Raw genomic sequence first — 14017 nt, 5'->3', positions numbered from 1 at the left:
GTCCAGTCTCGATGCCGCGCTATGTGGAGTGGCCGAGTGCCGACCAGCTCCGGTAGATCATGTAAGCCGCCACCACAAACACCACACTGGCAAACACCTTGTTCAGGGTGCCGCGCGTGCCGGACAGGCGAGCGGCCAGCTTGGCACCGACCAGGCCACCGGCGATGCCGGCGACAAGAAAGGTCGCCGCCAGTGCCCAGTCGACCAGCCCCGACAGCGCGTAGTTCGCCGCGGTCGTCAGTCCGAACGCCGTGACGGACACGAGCGAGGAGCCGATCGCGTAGAGGATCGGCATGCCTGTCGCAAACATCAGAGCCGGAACGATCAGGAAGCCGCCGCCGATGCCGAAGAAGCCGGACAGCGTTCCCGTGCCGAAGCCGAATGCCACTAGCGGCAAAAGATTGTCGCGCGAAAGCTTGACGTCCAGCTGGCTGTTCGTGCCGCGCTTGCGCAGCATCAAGAGTCCGATCACGATCATGACCAGGGCGAACAGCAGCAGCAGCTTCTGACCGTCGACCATCTTGCCGAGCGTCGAGCCAGCGAAGGCGCCGACCACGCCCGTTGCAGCAAACACCAGCGCACAAGGCCATTTGACGTTGCCGGAGCGGGCATGATTGGCGAGATTGGCCGCCGCGTTGATCGCCACGGCGACCGCGCTCGTGCCGATCGCGACGTGGGGATTGCCGACGCCTACCAGATACACCATGAGCGGCACGGCCAGCACCGATCCGCCCCCGCCGATCAGGCCGAGCGTGAATCCGACGAAAGAGCCGGACAGCGAGCCGAGCGCGAGCTCGGCAGCGGACAAGATCATCCTGCGATGCTCCAGAGTGGCGTGCCGCGCCGGTGCCCGGCCGCTGCCAAATGGGAAAGCCGAGCCGCGACGTCTGCCGCGTGCTCGGTGGGGCGAGGGGTGTCTTAGAGTGCGTTGAGCGGCACTTTCAGGAAGCGCCGGCCGTCCTGATCGGGCGTCGGCAGCCGTCCCGCCTTCATGTTCACCTGCAGGGAGGGGATGATCAGTCTGGGCATGTCCAAGGTGCGGTCGCGCGCCTCGCGGGCGGCAACGAACTGATCCTCGGTGATGCCGTCGCGGACGTGGATGTTGTTCGCGCGCTGCTCGGCCACCGTCGTTTCCCAGCGGATGTCGCGGCCGTTTGGACCGTAGTCGTGGCACATGAACAGCCGCGTCGCGTCAGGCAGGTCCAGCACGCGGCGGATCGAGCGATACAGCGTGCGCGCATCGCCGCCAGGAAAGTCGGCCCGTGCCGAGCCGCCATCCGGCATGAACAGCGTGTCGCCGACGAAGGCGGCGTCTCCGATCACATGGGTCATGCAGGCCGGCGTGTGACCCGGCGTATGCATGGCGAAGGCGGTCATTGCGCCGATCCGGTAGCTGTCGCCATCATGGAACAGGCGGTCGAACTGGCTGCCGTCGCGCTGAAACTCGGTGCCTTCGTTGAAGATCTTGCCGAAGGTCTCCTGCACCATCCTGATGTTGGCGCCGATGCCGATCCTGCCGCCCAGCCGGGACTGGATGTAGGGCGCAGCCGACAGATGGTCGGCATGGACATGAGTCTCGATCAGCCAGTCCAGTTGCCAGCCGCGATCCTCGATCCGGCGGATGATCTTGTCGGCCGAATGCGGCGCGATGCGCCCCGAGGCATAGTCGATGTCCATGACTGAATCGATCACGGCGCAGGCCCGCGAGCCTGGGTCCTTGACCACGTAGCTGACGGTGTTGGTGGCGGGGTCGAAGAACGGTGTGACCTCGGGTTTCACCGACAGGTCGACCGGATGTGGCATGCCGGGCATTCAATCCTTCCTCATTCTGAAGTGACCGCGGCGAGCGAGGGCCGGCGGCGCGAGAGCATGCGGGCTGCGGCCATTCCGATCATCATGGCCGTGACGAACAGGACGACGGCAGGCGAGCCGTAGCCGAGCGCCACGAAGGCCGGGCCCGGGCAGATGCCGGCGAGGCCCCAGCCGATGCCGAAGATCGCAGGGCCGGTTGCGATCCGCCAATCCAGCATCTGCGAGGATGGCAGGTGAAATTGGTCACCGAGGACGGGACGCCGGCGCCGGAAAACCAATCGGAAGCCGGCGAAGGTGACCCCGACCGCTCCAGCCATCACCAGGATCAGGCTCGGATCCCAGCCGCCGGAGCGGATCGCGGCGAAATCGAGGAAGTCGAGCACCTTCTCCGGATTGGACATGCCCGAGAGCAGCAGCCCGAGGCCGAAGACGAGGCCGACGATGAACTGGATGAAGATGAACTGGATGAAGATGATCATGGCGCCTCACAGCACGTGGCGAACGAGGAAGGTGGTCGCGACCGCGGTGGCCATGAACACCAGCGTGGCGACGATCGAGCGCGGCGACAGGCTGGCGATGCCGCAGACGCCATGACCCGAGGTGCAGCCGTTGCCCCAGACCGCCCCGAAGCCGACCAGCAGCCCGGCTGCAACCATATCGATCGGACCGACCTCCAGCTTCAGCGGCGGCAGGCTCCCGCTGACGATGCGGACTGCAAGGGCGGCCGCGACCAGGCCGCCTATGAAGGCGAGCCGGCCAGCGAGGGCGCTGTCCCAGGGCGGCAACAGCCGCGCGGCAATGCCGCTGACGCCGGCGATGCGGCCGGTCAGGCCCATCAGCATGACGGCTGCAGCGCCGATGAGGGCGCCGCCTGCGAGCGCCGTAACCGCTGTATACTCCGTGATCATATCGTCCTTGATTCCCTCGTCAGGGGCATGTTGCAATCGGCTATCATGTGCATTATTGCATATATACGAAAATGAAGAAGTAACAATGATGACAACACAGGCCAGGCGCAAAACCCGTGAGGCCATGGTGGCGGCGCTCGACGTCAAGGCGGAGGAGGCGGCGGGCCTGCTCGCTGCCATGGCGAATTCGAAGCGCCTCATGGTGCTCTGCAACCTCATCGACGGCGAGCGCGCGGTCGGCGATCTCGCCGAGCAGGTCGGGTTGCGACAGGCGGCGCTGTCGCAGCATCTCGCCAAGATGCGCGCGCTGGATCTCGTCGCCACCCGGCGCGATGGCCAGACGATCTACTATCGGCTGGCGAGCCGCGAGGTCCGCGAGATCCTGCAGACACTGTATCGGCTGTATTGCGCCTGATCAGCGCGCCTGGTGCCACAGGCGCGTGAGTGGGCCATCCGCACCGAGGACGGGATCGGTCGCGGGCAGCGGCACCGCCGGAATCGTTTTCGATGCGCGGGCGTAGTTCTCCGGCGTCGGCCGCGTGATCTGCATCTTTGGTCCGGGCGGATAGGCGCCGACGATGCAGAAATCGCTGCTGGCGGAGATGCATTGATGTCCGGTGCCCGCCGGCAGGATGGCGACGTCGCCTGGCCGAAGCTCCAGTTCCCGACCGCGGTCGCCGCCGAAGCGGACCCGCGCCGTTCCGCTGGCGACGCCCAGCGCCTCATGCACGGTCGCATGATAGTGCAGATAGTCGTAGACTCCGTTGCGCCACATGTCGCCCCAGCCATTGGCGGCGAACATGCGCTCGATGTCGGCCGCCGGATCGGTGCTATCCAGATCGATGACGGCCTCGTAGACCAGGAACGGCAGCGGATTGTTGGGCACGAGGCCGTCGTCCGTGAATACGATGCCGAGCGGTTCGCTTGTCTTGACGCGTGGCGAGGGGGCGGCAGGCATGGCGACCTCGGAAAAAGATGAACCTCACCCCCATCAACCGGCCTGCGTGGCCGCCGTTCCAGTTCACGCCTTGGGCAGTTCGAACACCAGGCAAGTCGTAGTGGCGTGCGCCAGCAGGCGCCCTTGCGAATCGGCGATGCGTGCCTCGGCCGTCGCGGCGCGGCGTCCGAACGACAGCGTCCTGCCCTCCGTTCTCACGATGCCGGTGGCCTCGGTCATGGCCTTGATGAAAGAGACCTTGAATTCAAGCGTGGTGTAACCGCTGCCCTGCGGGCACATCGTGTGGACGGCGAGCCCCATCGCGGAATCCAGCAGGATCGCGGCGTAGCCGCCGTGCACCGAGCCGATCGGATTGTAGTGCCGCAAGGCCGGAACGCTGTGCATGACGACCTGGCCGGGCTCGGCGCTGCAGTCAAACGGCGCGACGGTCTGCATGATCGGCGGCTGCGGCAAAGTCCCGGCAAAGATGCCGCGCACGAAATCGAGCCCGGGCATCGACGCCAGCACCGCCAGCGGCACCACGCCGAATTCACCGCGCAAATCCGTCTCGCTCATGTTGTCGACCTCCAAGGTATGACATCTATCATATAAATGCTGTGCGAAAAGATCGAGGGCAATACCGACGCAGGCGATCACATGATTGCGGACAGAAAAATGCCCGGGACCAGCCCGGGCATTTCGAATTGTCTGGAGTCACCGGCCTCAGGCTGCGCTGCGCTTCTTCTCGCGCATCAGCTCGGCAAAGCGTTGAAACAGATAGTGCGAGTCGCGCGGGCCGGGCGAAGCTTCCGGGTGATACTGCACCGAGAACACCGGCTTGCCCTCGAGCTGGATGCCGCAATTCGAGCCGTCGAACAGCGAGATGTGGGTCTGCGTCGCGCCCGATGGGAGCGTATCCTGGTCGACAGCGAAGCCATGGTTCATCGAGGTGATCTCGACCTTGCCGGTGGTCTCGTCCTTGACCGGATGATTGGCGCCGTGATGGCCCTGATGCATCTTCTTGGTCTTGGCGCCGACCGCAAGTCCGAGCATTTGATGGCCGAGGCAGATGCCGAAGGTTGGCGTGCCCGACGAAATCACCTGCTGAATGACCGGCACGGCATATTTGCCGGTCGCCGCGGGATCGCCCGGTCCGTTCGACAGGAACACGCCGTCCGGCTTCATCGCCAGGATGTCCTCGGCCGGCGTCGTCGCCGGCACCACCGTCACCTTGCAGCCGACGCCGGCGAGCAGGCGCAGGATGTTGCGCTTGATGCCGTAGTCGATCGCGACGACGTTGAACTCCGGCTTGGTCTGCTGGCCGAAGCCCTCGTTCCACACCCAGGGGGTCTCGTCCCAGGTGAAGCGCTGGGCGGAAGTCACCATCGGCACGAGGTCCATGCCCTCCAGGCCCGGCCACTCCCGCGCTTCCTTCTTCAGGGCGTCGAGGTCGAAATGGCCGTCCCTGGCATGCGCGATCACGGCGTTCGGCATGCCCTTGGAGCGGATCAGCGCGGTCAGCGCCCTTGTGTCGATGCCGGACAGCCCGATGATCCCGCGCGCGCGCAGCCACTGGTCGAGATGGCGCGTGGCGCGGTAGTTCGATGGGTCGGTGATCGCCGTGCGCAGGATCACCCCGCGCGCGCCCGGCGTCGCCGCCATGTTCACCGTCTCGATATCCTCGTCGTTGGTGCCGACATTGCCGATATGCGGGAAGGTGAAGGTGATGAGCTGGCCGGCATAGGACGGATCGGTCAGGATCTCCTCGTAGCCGGTCATTGCGGTGTTGAAGCAGACCTCGCCCACCGCGTGGCCCTCGGCGCCGAGGCCGTAGCCTTCCAGCACCGTTCCATCGGCGAGCACGAGGAGCGCGGTCGGTTTATGGTCCGGCCAGGCGGCGTCAGTATCGATGTGTGTCATGAGGCCTCTACATAGTGCCCCTGGCGAGCGGCGTCAAAGCGGGAAGCGAGCGATTCACACGCGATTTCGGTCAATTTGCACGGAGAATGGCCTGGTTTACGAGTGAACGGCCGGAACGTATGCGGAACCGAGTTGTCTCGCCGGGACGAACCGCCTAGACCAGCCGCAACGGAATTCGAGAGGGCAAGATCATGCTGCGCGACGACATCAACAATGCGGTCAAGGAGGCGATGAAGGCCAAGGACGAGCGCAAGCTGTCCACCCTGCGCATGGTCAACTCGACCTTGAAGAACGCCGACATCGCCGCGCGCGGCGAAGGCAAGCCGCCCTTGACCGACGCCGACGTGCTCGCGGTGCTGCAGAAGATGATCAAGCAGCGTCAGGAATCGGTCGAGCTGTATGAGAAGGGCGGCCGCGCCGAGCTCGCCGCCGGCGAGCGCGAGGAGATCGCGGTCATCTCGGCCTATCTGCCGAAGCAGATGAGCGACGACGAGGTGAAGACCGCCATCTCCGCTGCGGTCGCCGAGACTGGCGCCGCCGGCATGAAGGACATGGGCAAGGTGATCGCCGTGCTGAAGGCGAAGTATACCGGCCAGATGGATTTCGCCAAGGCGAGCGCGCTGGTGAAGGCGGCGCTGTCGGGCTAGCCACCGCCTATTTTTGCGCACGGCGCGAGCCGCACGGGCAGTGCGCTCCCTCTCCCCGTTCTTCACGGGGAGAGGGTTGGGGTGAGGGGCAGACGCACGGGAAGTGCTGGTGGTGAGACCTGTACCCCCCTGTACCCCCTCACCCGGATTGCATCTTGGATGCAATCCGACCTCTCCCCCGCATCCGCCTTCGCTCTTCGAGCTACGGCGGACAAGAGCGGGGTGACGTAAGGAGACCGTGCAAGCGCCCATGCAATCGCCAGCTCATGGGCGAAGCGCTTGAACTAACAACCGAGAGGGAAACGCCTCCTCCATGCTCAAGGAAACGTCCGACTACGAACAGCTCACGCGCGACTTCCGCTGGGACATTCCGGCGCAGTTCAACATCGCGGTCGCGACCTGCGATCGCCACGCCGACGGCTCCAGGCGACTGGCGCTGATCGTCGTCGAGGAGGACGGCGCCGCACGACGCGTCTCATTCGATGAGCTGCGGGAGCACTCCTGCCGCTTCGCCAACGTATTGAAGGCCGATGGTCTCGCGCAGGGCGACCGCGTCGCGGTGTTCCTGTCGCAGTCGCTGGAGCTGCCGATCGTCCATTTGGCGGCGTTTCGCGCCGGTCTCGTCTCGGTGCCGCTGTTCACGCTGTTCGGCGAGGACGCGCTGCAATTCCGGCTGCAGAACTCCGGCGCCAAGGTCGTCGTCACCGACACCACGGGCTTTGCGAAGCTTGCGCGCATTCGCGACCATCTGCCGGAGCTCAAGACGATCTATGTCACTGACGGCGACGGCCCCGGCGCCCGGCCATTCTGGCCGGCGCTGGAGCGCGCCTCGGATCAATTCCCGACCGTCGCCACGTCAAGCGACGACCCTGCCATCATCATCTACACCTCGGGAACGACCGGTAATCCCAAGGGCGCGCTGCACGCCCATCGCGTGCTGCTCGGACATCTGCCCAATGTCGAGATGGTGCACGGCTTCCTGCCGAAGCCGGGCGACGTCATGTGGACGCCGGCGGATTGGGCCTGGATCGGCGGCCTGTTCGACGCGCTGTTTCCGGCCTGGTATCACGCGGTGCCGGTGATCGGTTATCGCGCCAAGAAATTCGAGCCGCAGGCCGCAATGCAACTGATGGCGGACTACGCCGTCCGCAACGTGTTCCTGCCGCCGACGGCGCTGAAGCTGATGCGCCAGGCCAACGTCAAGCACGAGGGGGTCCGGCTGCGCAGCATCCTCACCGGCGGCGAGTCGCTCGGCGCCGAGCTGCTCGACTGGGTGCGCGCGACTTTCGGCATCGATGCGCACGAGATCTACGGCCAGACCGAGTGCAATCTCGTGGTCGGCAACAATGCAAAGCTGTTTCCGATCCGGCCGGGCTCGATGGGCAAGGCGACGCCCGGCTTCCAGGTTCTGATCGTCAACGACAAGGGCGAGGAGCTGCCGCGCGGCGAGAGGGGCATCATCGGCGTGCGCCAGCCCAATCCCTGCACCATGATAGAATATTGGCGCAATCCGGAGGCGACGCGGAAGAAGTTCGCGGGCGACGTGCTGCTGACCGGCGATCTCGGCACCCAGGATGACGACGGCTATTTCTGGTATGCGAGCCGCGAGGACGACGTCATCACGTCGGCCGGGTATCGCATCGGCCCGGCGGAAATCGAGGACACGCTGCTCAAGCATCCGGCGGTCGCGCTGGCGGCCGTCGTGGGCATTCCCGACCCGGTGCGCACCGAGGCCATCAAGGCGTGGATCGTGCTGCGGCCCGGCTTCGTTGCAAATGACACGCTATCGCGAGAGATCCAGGACTTCGTCAAGGTGAAGCTCGCCGCGCATGAATACCCCCGCCACGTTGAATTCACCGACACCCTGCCGATGACGGCGACCGGCAAGGTGCTGCGGCGGGAGTTGAGGGCGCGGGGGTAGGGGCGGCGGTCCGACCGCCTTTTCGTCGGTAGTCGCTGAGATGTAAAGCAAGGTGGCGCGGCACGCTCGGTGCACCTCGCCCCGCTTGCGGGGAAGGTCGGATTGCATCGTCAGATGCAATCCGGGTGAGGGGGGACAGGTCTCGCCACGGACACTTCCCGTGCGTTTGCCCCTTACCCCAACCCTCACCCCGTAAGAACGGGAGAGGGAGCATACCGTCCGTGCTGTGAGAGCTTCATCGTCGGACGAGATGTGAAGGTCACGCCCTTATCCTCTGCCTACAAGTTGAAATTGAAATCCCCGCCCTCCCGCTGTTAGCATCGGTGCAAAGAACAACAGTCTGGAGGGTACGCCGATGACCGCATCCGTCTCGGGACGATCCGATCCCGTGGTGCGCCGCATCACCACGGCCGATATTGCCGAGGCCTTGACGCAAGGCCTCCGCGATTTTCAGGCTCAGCCCATGTTCGGCCTTGCTTTCGGGCTGATCTACGTGCTCGGCGGCATCAGCATCGTGCTGTGCGTCACCGCCTTCGGCATGGTCTACTTGGCCTATCCGCTGGCCGCGGGGTTTGCGCTGATAGGCCCGTTCGTCGCGATCGGTCTCTATGAGGTCAGCCGCCGCCGTGAACTCGGCCAGCCGATGTCCTATGGCGGGATCTGGCGCACGATCACTTCGCGCGGCGAGATCGGCTGGATGGCGTTCGTGACGCTATTCTTCTTCATCATCTGGATGTACCAGGTGCGCCTCCTGATCGCGCTGCTGCTCGGGCTCAATGCTTCTTTCTCCAGCATCAGGGAGTTCATGACCGTGGTGCTGACGACCAACGAAGGTCTGCTCTTCCTCGCGATCGGCAATCTCGACGGCGCCGCCCTGTCGCTGGTGCTGTTCTCGCTCACGGTCGTGTCGTTTCCGCTGCTGCTGGAGCGCGACGTCGATTTCGTGACGGCGATGATCACCAGCGTGCGCGCGGTCGTGACCAGTCCCGGCCCGATGATCGGCTGGGCCGCCGTCATCACCGTGCTGCTGATCATCTCGGCATTGCCGTACTTCCTGGGACTGCTGGTCACCGTGCCGGTGCTGGGCCATGCGACCTGGCATCTGTACCGCCGGATCGTAGCTCCGGCGTAAGGCAAGGGCGAGCCGCGACGAAGGTTCGATGGAGCATGGACGCCCTCGAACGGGCTCGTTTCGAAACGCGGCTCGCCGGTGGTCCTTCCGGCGCCAATATCGGAGGAGAATGATGCCGGACAACATCGCGTTGTTTGCCACGATCGTCTTGTTGCTGCCAATGTTCTATCTGCTGCTGGCCGCGCCGGCCTTTCTGCTGGTGCGGCTCGACATCGTGCCGGTCACCCGGCTCCTGCGCGGCATGTTCGACTCCTACTTCGTGGCGCTTTCGATCGCTGGTGGCATCGGCGCGCTGGTCGTTCTGGCCGACGGTCGCCCCGTTCTGGGGCTGGGCATTGGCCTGATCGCGGCGTTCGCGCTGCTCTCGCGCCGCTGGTTTCTGCGGCAGATGGACGCGCGCATCCGCGACAGGGATTCCGGCGATGCGACGGCCGTGCGTCGGCTGCGCCGGTTACATTGGGGTGGCATGCTGAGCAATGCGGTCCAGGTCGGCGTTGTTCTCGCCAGCATCCCACAGATCGCTGCGGTATCGTAGCAGGCCTTGTCGTTCAAGGCACTGCAATCCCCATCGCCTTCAGGGCCGCCAGCATGCGCGTCGGCGGCGTCATCTTCACCGCGAGCGGCTTGCCGGTCTCGAGCACGCTCTTGAGGCTCGACAGGATGGCCGGCCAGCCCTGGCGCCCGCCGGACAGGATGTCGTCGGAGAGCGGCCGCTCATGCGCTTCGGTCATCGTGAGACGGACGGCGTCGCCAGCCGGTTCGATCTCGTAGGTCACGAGCGTGCGGCCCAGTGCGTCGACGAGGCCCGGCCAGTTGACATCCCACGTGACCGTCAGCCGGTACGGCGGCTCGCAGACGATCACCTGGCCGCTGATGTGCTCGGAGCCGTCGGGCGCGCGCACGATGAAGGCGCCGCCCGCCTTCAGCTCGGCTTCAATCGCGAAGCCGAAGAAATATTGCCGGCTGAACTCGGCCGAGGTCAGCGCCTGCCACACCTTCTCCGGCGTCGCCGCGATGTAGATCGTGTACACCGTCTCCGGCTTGAAGTGCGCAAGATCGACGGCGTGGGTCTCCTTCGGCTCAGTCATCCCGTTCCTCCAATCGCTTCTTCAATTCACCGAGCGCGACGAGCTTGGCGCGCTCGAATTTCCTGATCCAGCGGTCGCCGATCTGGTGGATCGGCACCGGATTGAGGAAGTGCAGCTTCTCGCGGCCGTGCCGGAGCGTCGTGACCAGATTGGCCGCTTCCAGAATCGCCAGGTGCTTGGTCACCGCCTGCCGCGTCATGGCGAGGCCGTCGCAGAGCTCGGTCAAGGTCTGGCCGTTCCGCGCATGAAGCCTGTCGAGCAGCGCCCGCCGCGACGCATCCGCCAGCGCCTTGAAGACGTCGTCCATTTGATGAAGAATAGGCAACCAAAAGGTTGCGTGTCAAGCGGAGCGCTGCAAGTTGTTCGACTTGGAATACGTCGAGATGTTGCAGCTTCCCTCTGCCGACATGCCGTGCATTAGTGACATCTCATCCACATCGAGGCGCCTCATGTCCCTGCAAGTCTATATCGCCTTCGTTGCCGCCTGCATCGGGCTTGCGCTGCTGCCCGGTCCCGTCGTGACGCTGCTGATCGCCAACGGTCTGCGTCACGGAACCCGTGCCGCGTTGATCAGTATCGCCGGCGTGCAGACCGGGCTTGCGATCGCGATCGGCATCGTCGCTGTCGGCCTGACATCGCTGATGGCGACCATGGGCTATTGGTTCGAATGGGTGCGGCTGATCGGCGCGGCCTATCTGGTGTGGCTCGGCATTCAGCTCATCCGCTCGCCGATCGAGGGGATCTCGGCGGGCGAGGAGCCGCCTCCGCCGCCGCGCGGCGGCTTCTTCCTGCAGGGCTTGCTGGTGCTGCTGTCGAACCCGAAGGTGATGGTGTTCTTCGGGGCGTTCCTGCCGCAGTTCATGGACATGGGCCGGGATCACGTGCCGCAGGTCGGATTGCTCGGCGTCACCTTCATGGTGATCGCGGGTCTCACCGACGCGATCTATGCGCTGCTCGCGGGCCGTGCGCGAAAACTGTTCTCGGCCAGGCGGACCCGGCTGGTGTCGCGCATCTCCGGCGGCTTCATGATCGGGGGCGGGGTCTGGCTGGCGCTGACGCGGGCGCGGTGAGCCCGCATTGAGTTTAGGGCCTGCTCTCACCCCGGAGGGCCCGGGGGGGGGGGGGAGGGAGGAGGGGCCGTCGGCGTTACAGGCTGATCGTCCCCTTCACCACCGGCGCGACGTCGCCGCCGATCCAGATCGTGTCGCCGTCCTGCGCGACATGGACGCGGCCGGCGCGGCCGAGCACGGTGCCCTGGGACGCAACATATTGCTTCGGAGCAATTCCGGCTCCGATCAGCCATTGCGCCAGGCTTGCATTGAGGCTGCCCGTCACCGGGTCCTCGCCGCCGCCCCACATGAAGCCGCGGACCTCGTAGTCGGCATCCGTGCCATCCTGCGCTCGATCCCATGGTGCGACCACGCCGATCGGCTGTTGCGGCAGCGCCGCCGGATTGAAGCGGATGTCGAGCAGCGCGCGGCGCGAGTCGAGGAGCACGCCGATCCAGCCCGGGCCGTTGTCGACCCACTGCACGGCGCGCATCGCGCTCGATTGGATGCCGAGCGCTGCTGCGATCCTGCTGGTCAGTTCGGCATCGACTTGGCCGGAGCGCCTGAGCGGCGGGGCTGCGAAGGCGAGCCGCTCTCCGTCGCGCCTGATGCGCACGAGGCCCGCGCCGCATTCCTGCACCACGTGTTCGCCCTTCGGCCGGCCGCCGAGCGCGAGCCATACGTGGCACGAGCCGAGCGTCGGATGGCCTGCAAAAGGCAGCTCGCGCTGCGGGGTGAAGATGCGCACGCGATAATCAGCGCCCGGATCCTGGGCACGCGACAGGAAGGTGGTCTCGGACAGGTTGGTCCAGTTGGCGATCGCCCGCATCGCCGCATCGTCGAGGCCGTCGGCCTCGGCGATCACGGCAAGCGGGTTGCCCTTGAAGGCCACCTTGGAGAACACGTCGACTTGATGGAACGGAAGCGTCGGCATTTCGGTGTCCTCCTCGACGTCGTTGTCAGTCGCGCCAGAACGGCTTGTTGGCCTCTTCCTGGACGATTGCCGGATCAAGGCCGCAGTCGCGCATCTGGTCGCGATCCAGCATTGCCAGTTCGGACCGCCAGAACAGGCGCTGCAGCCAGAGTTGCGGCACCCCGAGCAAATTGCTCTTTCCGTGGGCAACTTGCGGAGTTGCCCAACGCTGCGCCAGGGAATATGCCATGAGTCACCTATTGCTCTTCAATTGCGTTGTTCGAAGAGCAATCGCGCCATACATATCTCGGTGCAATCGAAACATTGCTCTCGGTACAATATAGCATGAATGCTTCGTATACGGCCCTGGTCGACGACATCGCCGAGGACATCGCCAACGGCAGGCTGAAGGCCGGTGACCGGCTGCCGCCGCAGCGCCAGTTCGCCTATGAGCGGGGAATTGCCGCATCCACGGCAGCCCGCGTCTATGCCGAATTATTGCGCAGGGGCCTGGTCGTGGGCGAGGTCGGGCGCGGCACCTTCGTCGCGGGTGAGGCGGTGCCGGTGCCACCCTCGCTGCGGCTGGAGCCGTTCGACGGCCGCATCGATCTCGAATTCAATTTTCCGACCCTGCCGGATCAGGCGGCCCTGATCGCGAAGTCGCTGGCCGCGTGGCAGCGGCCGGAGAAGCTGGCGCCGGTGCTGGCGCCGATCACGCAGCGTCGGCTGGCCGAGGCCGGGCGCACCGCCGCGGCCTTCTTCGCCAGCGAGCGCTGGCGCCCGCGTGCGGAAAATTTCGTCTTCGCCGGCAGCGGGCGGCAGTCGCTGGCTGCGGCGATCTCGGCGCTGGTGCCGGTCGGCGGCCGGCTCGGCGTCGAGGCCGTGACCTATCCGATGATCAAGGGCATCGCGGCGCGGCTCGGCGTGACCCTGGTGCCGCTCGCGATGGACGGCGAGGGCATCCGTCCGGAGGCGCTGACCAAGGCGCATCGCAGCAGCGCGCTCAACGCGATCTACATCCAGCCGGTGATGCAGAATCCGCTCGGCCTGACGATGAGCGAGGCGAGGCGCGAGGAGATCGTGCGTCTGGTGCGCAAGCACGAGCTGATGATCATCGAGGATCTGGTCTACGGCTTCCTCAGCGATCAGGTCTCGCTGGCGACGCAGGCCGAGGAGCGCGTCGTCGTGGTCGACAGCCTTGCCAAGCGGCTGGCGCCGGGCATCGCCGTTGGCTTCCTGTACGTCCCCTCGACCATGCGCGAAAAATTCGCCGCCACGGTGCGCACCGGGGCCTGGTCGGTGACGTCGCTGGCGCTGGCCGCCGGCATGGGGCTGCTCGCCGACGGCACGGCGGCCGAGATCACCAGGCGCAAGCGCGCCGATGCGCTGGTGCGCCAGGCGATCGTCGCCGAGTGCCTCGCCGGCCATCACATCGAGGCCGATCCGCGCTCCTACCATGTCTGGCTGCACCTGCCGGAGGGCTGGCGCGCCGAAGCCTTGACGGCCGCAGCAGCCCGTGCCGGCATCGCGATCACCCCGGCGAGCGCCTTTGCAGTGGCGCACGGTCATTCACCGAACGCGGTAAGGCTCGCGCTCGGCCTGCCAAGCCACGAGGATCTGCGCACAGCTCTGTGGCGGCTTGCCGGATTGCTGTCGCATCACGACGCCTCCGACATGACGGAGTAGCAGG

The 14017-nt window shown here is 65.7% G+C and carries 18 protein-coding genes; 7 read left to right on the top strand and 11 right to left on the bottom strand.

Annotation, left to right across the window (positions count from 1 at the left end; translation table 11 throughout):
• Positions 1-19: 19 nt before the first annotated feature.
• The 4 genes from QX010_RS12290 to QX010_RS12275 all read right to left on the bottom strand — a co-directional run bounded on the left by QX010_RS12290 (position 20) and on the right by QX010_RS12275 (position 2846).
• Positions 20-811 carry a sulfite exporter TauE/SafE family protein gene (locus QX010_RS12290; RefSeq protein WP_315802864.1) on the bottom strand — a complete coding sequence of 264 codons (792 nt, stop codon included), beginning with the start codon at positions 809-811 and terminating at the stop codon, positions 20-22.
• 107 nt (positions 812-918) lie between these two features.
• Positions 919-1812, bottom strand: coding sequence for an MBL fold metallo-hydrolase (locus QX010_RS12285; RefSeq protein WP_316179745.1), 894 nt, complete (start codon positions 1810-1812; stop codon positions 919-921).
• Positions 1813-1823: 11 nt separating this feature from the next.
• Positions 1824-2291: a DUF6691 family protein gene (locus tag QX010_RS12280; protein WP_316179743.1), complete on the bottom strand. Its 468-nt coding sequence runs from the start codon at positions 2289-2291 to the stop codon at positions 1824-1826.
• Between the two features lie 6 nt (positions 2292-2297).
• Positions 2298-2846, bottom strand: a complete 549-nt coding sequence (locus QX010_RS12275; protein WP_316179742.1) for a YeeE/YedE family protein — start codon at positions 2844-2846, stop codon at positions 2298-2300.
• Between QX010_RS12275 and QX010_RS12270 the strand changes: the two genes are divergently transcribed.
• Positions 2809-3135: a metalloregulator ArsR/SmtB family transcription factor gene (locus tag QX010_RS12270; protein ID WP_315802866.1), complete on the top strand. Its 327-nt coding sequence runs from the start codon at positions 2809-2811 to the stop codon at positions 3133-3135. The genes QX010_RS12275 and QX010_RS12270 overlap by 38 nt on opposite strands.
• On the opposite strand, the gene QX010_RS12265 is transcribed toward QX010_RS12270, so the two are convergent.
• The 3 genes from QX010_RS12265 to carA form a co-directional block, all read right to left on the bottom strand.
• Positions 3136-3678 carry a cupin domain-containing protein gene (locus QX010_RS12265; RefSeq protein WP_316179740.1) on the bottom strand — a complete coding sequence of 181 codons (543 nt, stop codon included), beginning with the start codon at positions 3676-3678 and terminating at the stop codon, positions 3136-3138.
• Between the two features lie 63 nt (positions 3679-3741).
• Positions 3742-4233, bottom strand: a complete 492-nt coding sequence (locus tag QX010_RS12260) for a PaaI family thioesterase (RefSeq protein WP_316179739.1) — start codon at positions 4231-4233, stop codon at positions 3742-3744.
• 147 nt (positions 4234-4380) lie between these two features.
• Positions 4381-5577 (bottom strand): glutamine-hydrolyzing carbamoyl-phosphate synthase small subunit, encoded by a 1197-nt coding sequence (gene carA, locus QX010_RS12255; protein WP_316179737.1) that lies wholly within the window; start codon positions 5575-5577, stop codon positions 4381-4383.
• Between the two features lie 191 nt (positions 5578-5768).
• Here carA and QX010_RS12250 point away from each other — a divergent pair, with 191 nt between their 5' ends.
• The 4 genes from QX010_RS12250 (at position 5769) to QX010_RS12235 (ending at position 9812) form a co-directional block, all read left to right on the top strand.
• Positions 5769-6224 (top strand): GatB/YqeY domain-containing protein, encoded by a 456-nt coding sequence (locus QX010_RS12250; RefSeq protein ID WP_315717508.1) that lies wholly within the window; start codon positions 5769-5771, stop codon positions 6222-6224.
• A 313-nt stretch (positions 6225-6537) separates the two neighbouring features.
• Positions 6538-8145: an acyl-CoA synthetase gene (locus QX010_RS12245; protein ID WP_316179735.1), complete on the top strand. Its 1608-nt coding sequence runs from the start codon at positions 6538-6540 to the stop codon at positions 8143-8145.
• Positions 8146-8500: 355 nt separating this feature from the next.
• Positions 8501-9277, top strand: coding sequence for a DUF2189 domain-containing protein (locus QX010_RS12240; RefSeq protein ID WP_316179733.1), 777 nt, complete (start codon positions 8501-8503; stop codon positions 9275-9277).
• Positions 9278-9389: 112 nt separating this feature from the next.
• Complete coding sequence (locus QX010_RS12235; protein ID WP_315802649.1) at positions 9390-9812, top strand: hypothetical protein; 423 nt, start codon at positions 9390-9392, stop codon at positions 9810-9812.
• A 13-nt stretch (positions 9813-9825) separates the two neighbouring features.
• On the opposite strand, the gene QX010_RS12230 is transcribed toward QX010_RS12235, so the two are convergent.
• Positions 9826-10365: an SRPBCC family protein gene (locus QX010_RS12230; protein WP_315802650.1), complete on the bottom strand. Its 540-nt coding sequence runs from the start codon at positions 10363-10365 to the stop codon at positions 9826-9828.
• Positions 10358-10672, bottom strand: coding sequence for a metalloregulator ArsR/SmtB family transcription factor (locus QX010_RS12225; protein ID WP_316179731.1), 315 nt, complete (start codon positions 10670-10672; stop codon positions 10358-10360). Before QX010_RS12225 ends, QX010_RS12230 begins: the two co-directional genes overlap by 8 nt.
• A 142-nt stretch (positions 10673-10814) precedes the next feature.
• Between QX010_RS12225 and QX010_RS12220 the strand changes: the two genes are divergently transcribed.
• Positions 10815-11435 (top strand): LysE family translocator, encoded by a 621-nt coding sequence (locus tag QX010_RS12220; RefSeq protein ID WP_316179730.1) that lies wholly within the window; start codon positions 10815-10817, stop codon positions 11433-11435.
• Positions 11436-11511: 76 nt separating this feature from the next.
• Here QX010_RS12220 and QX010_RS12215 read toward each other — a convergent pair whose 3' ends face one another.
• The gene (locus QX010_RS12215; protein ID WP_316179728.1) at positions 11512-12348 is read right to left on the bottom strand and encodes a PhzF family phenazine biosynthesis protein; all 837 of its coding nucleotides are present in this window, start codon (positions 12346-12348) and stop codon (positions 11512-11514) included.
• A gap of 25 nt (positions 12349-12373) precedes the next feature.
• Positions 12374-12577: a hypothetical protein gene (locus QX010_RS12210; RefSeq protein WP_315802654.1), complete on the bottom strand. Its 204-nt coding sequence runs from the start codon at positions 12575-12577 to the stop codon at positions 12374-12376.
• Between the two features lie 26 nt (positions 12578-12603).
• Here QX010_RS12210 and QX010_RS12205 point away from each other — a divergent pair, with 26 nt between their 5' ends.
• Entirely contained in the window at positions 12604-14013 is a 1410-nt protein-coding gene (locus QX010_RS12205; protein WP_316179726.1) for a PLP-dependent aminotransferase family protein, read from the top strand.
• Positions 14014-14017 lie beyond the last annotated feature (4 nt).

This window comes from Bradyrhizobium sp. SZCCHNRI1009 (assembly GCF_032487575.1).
Classification (GTDB): domain Bacteria; phylum Pseudomonadota; class Alphaproteobacteria; order Rhizobiales; family Xanthobacteraceae; genus Bradyrhizobium.
This window is presented reverse-complemented; position numbering and strand designations above follow the sequence as displayed.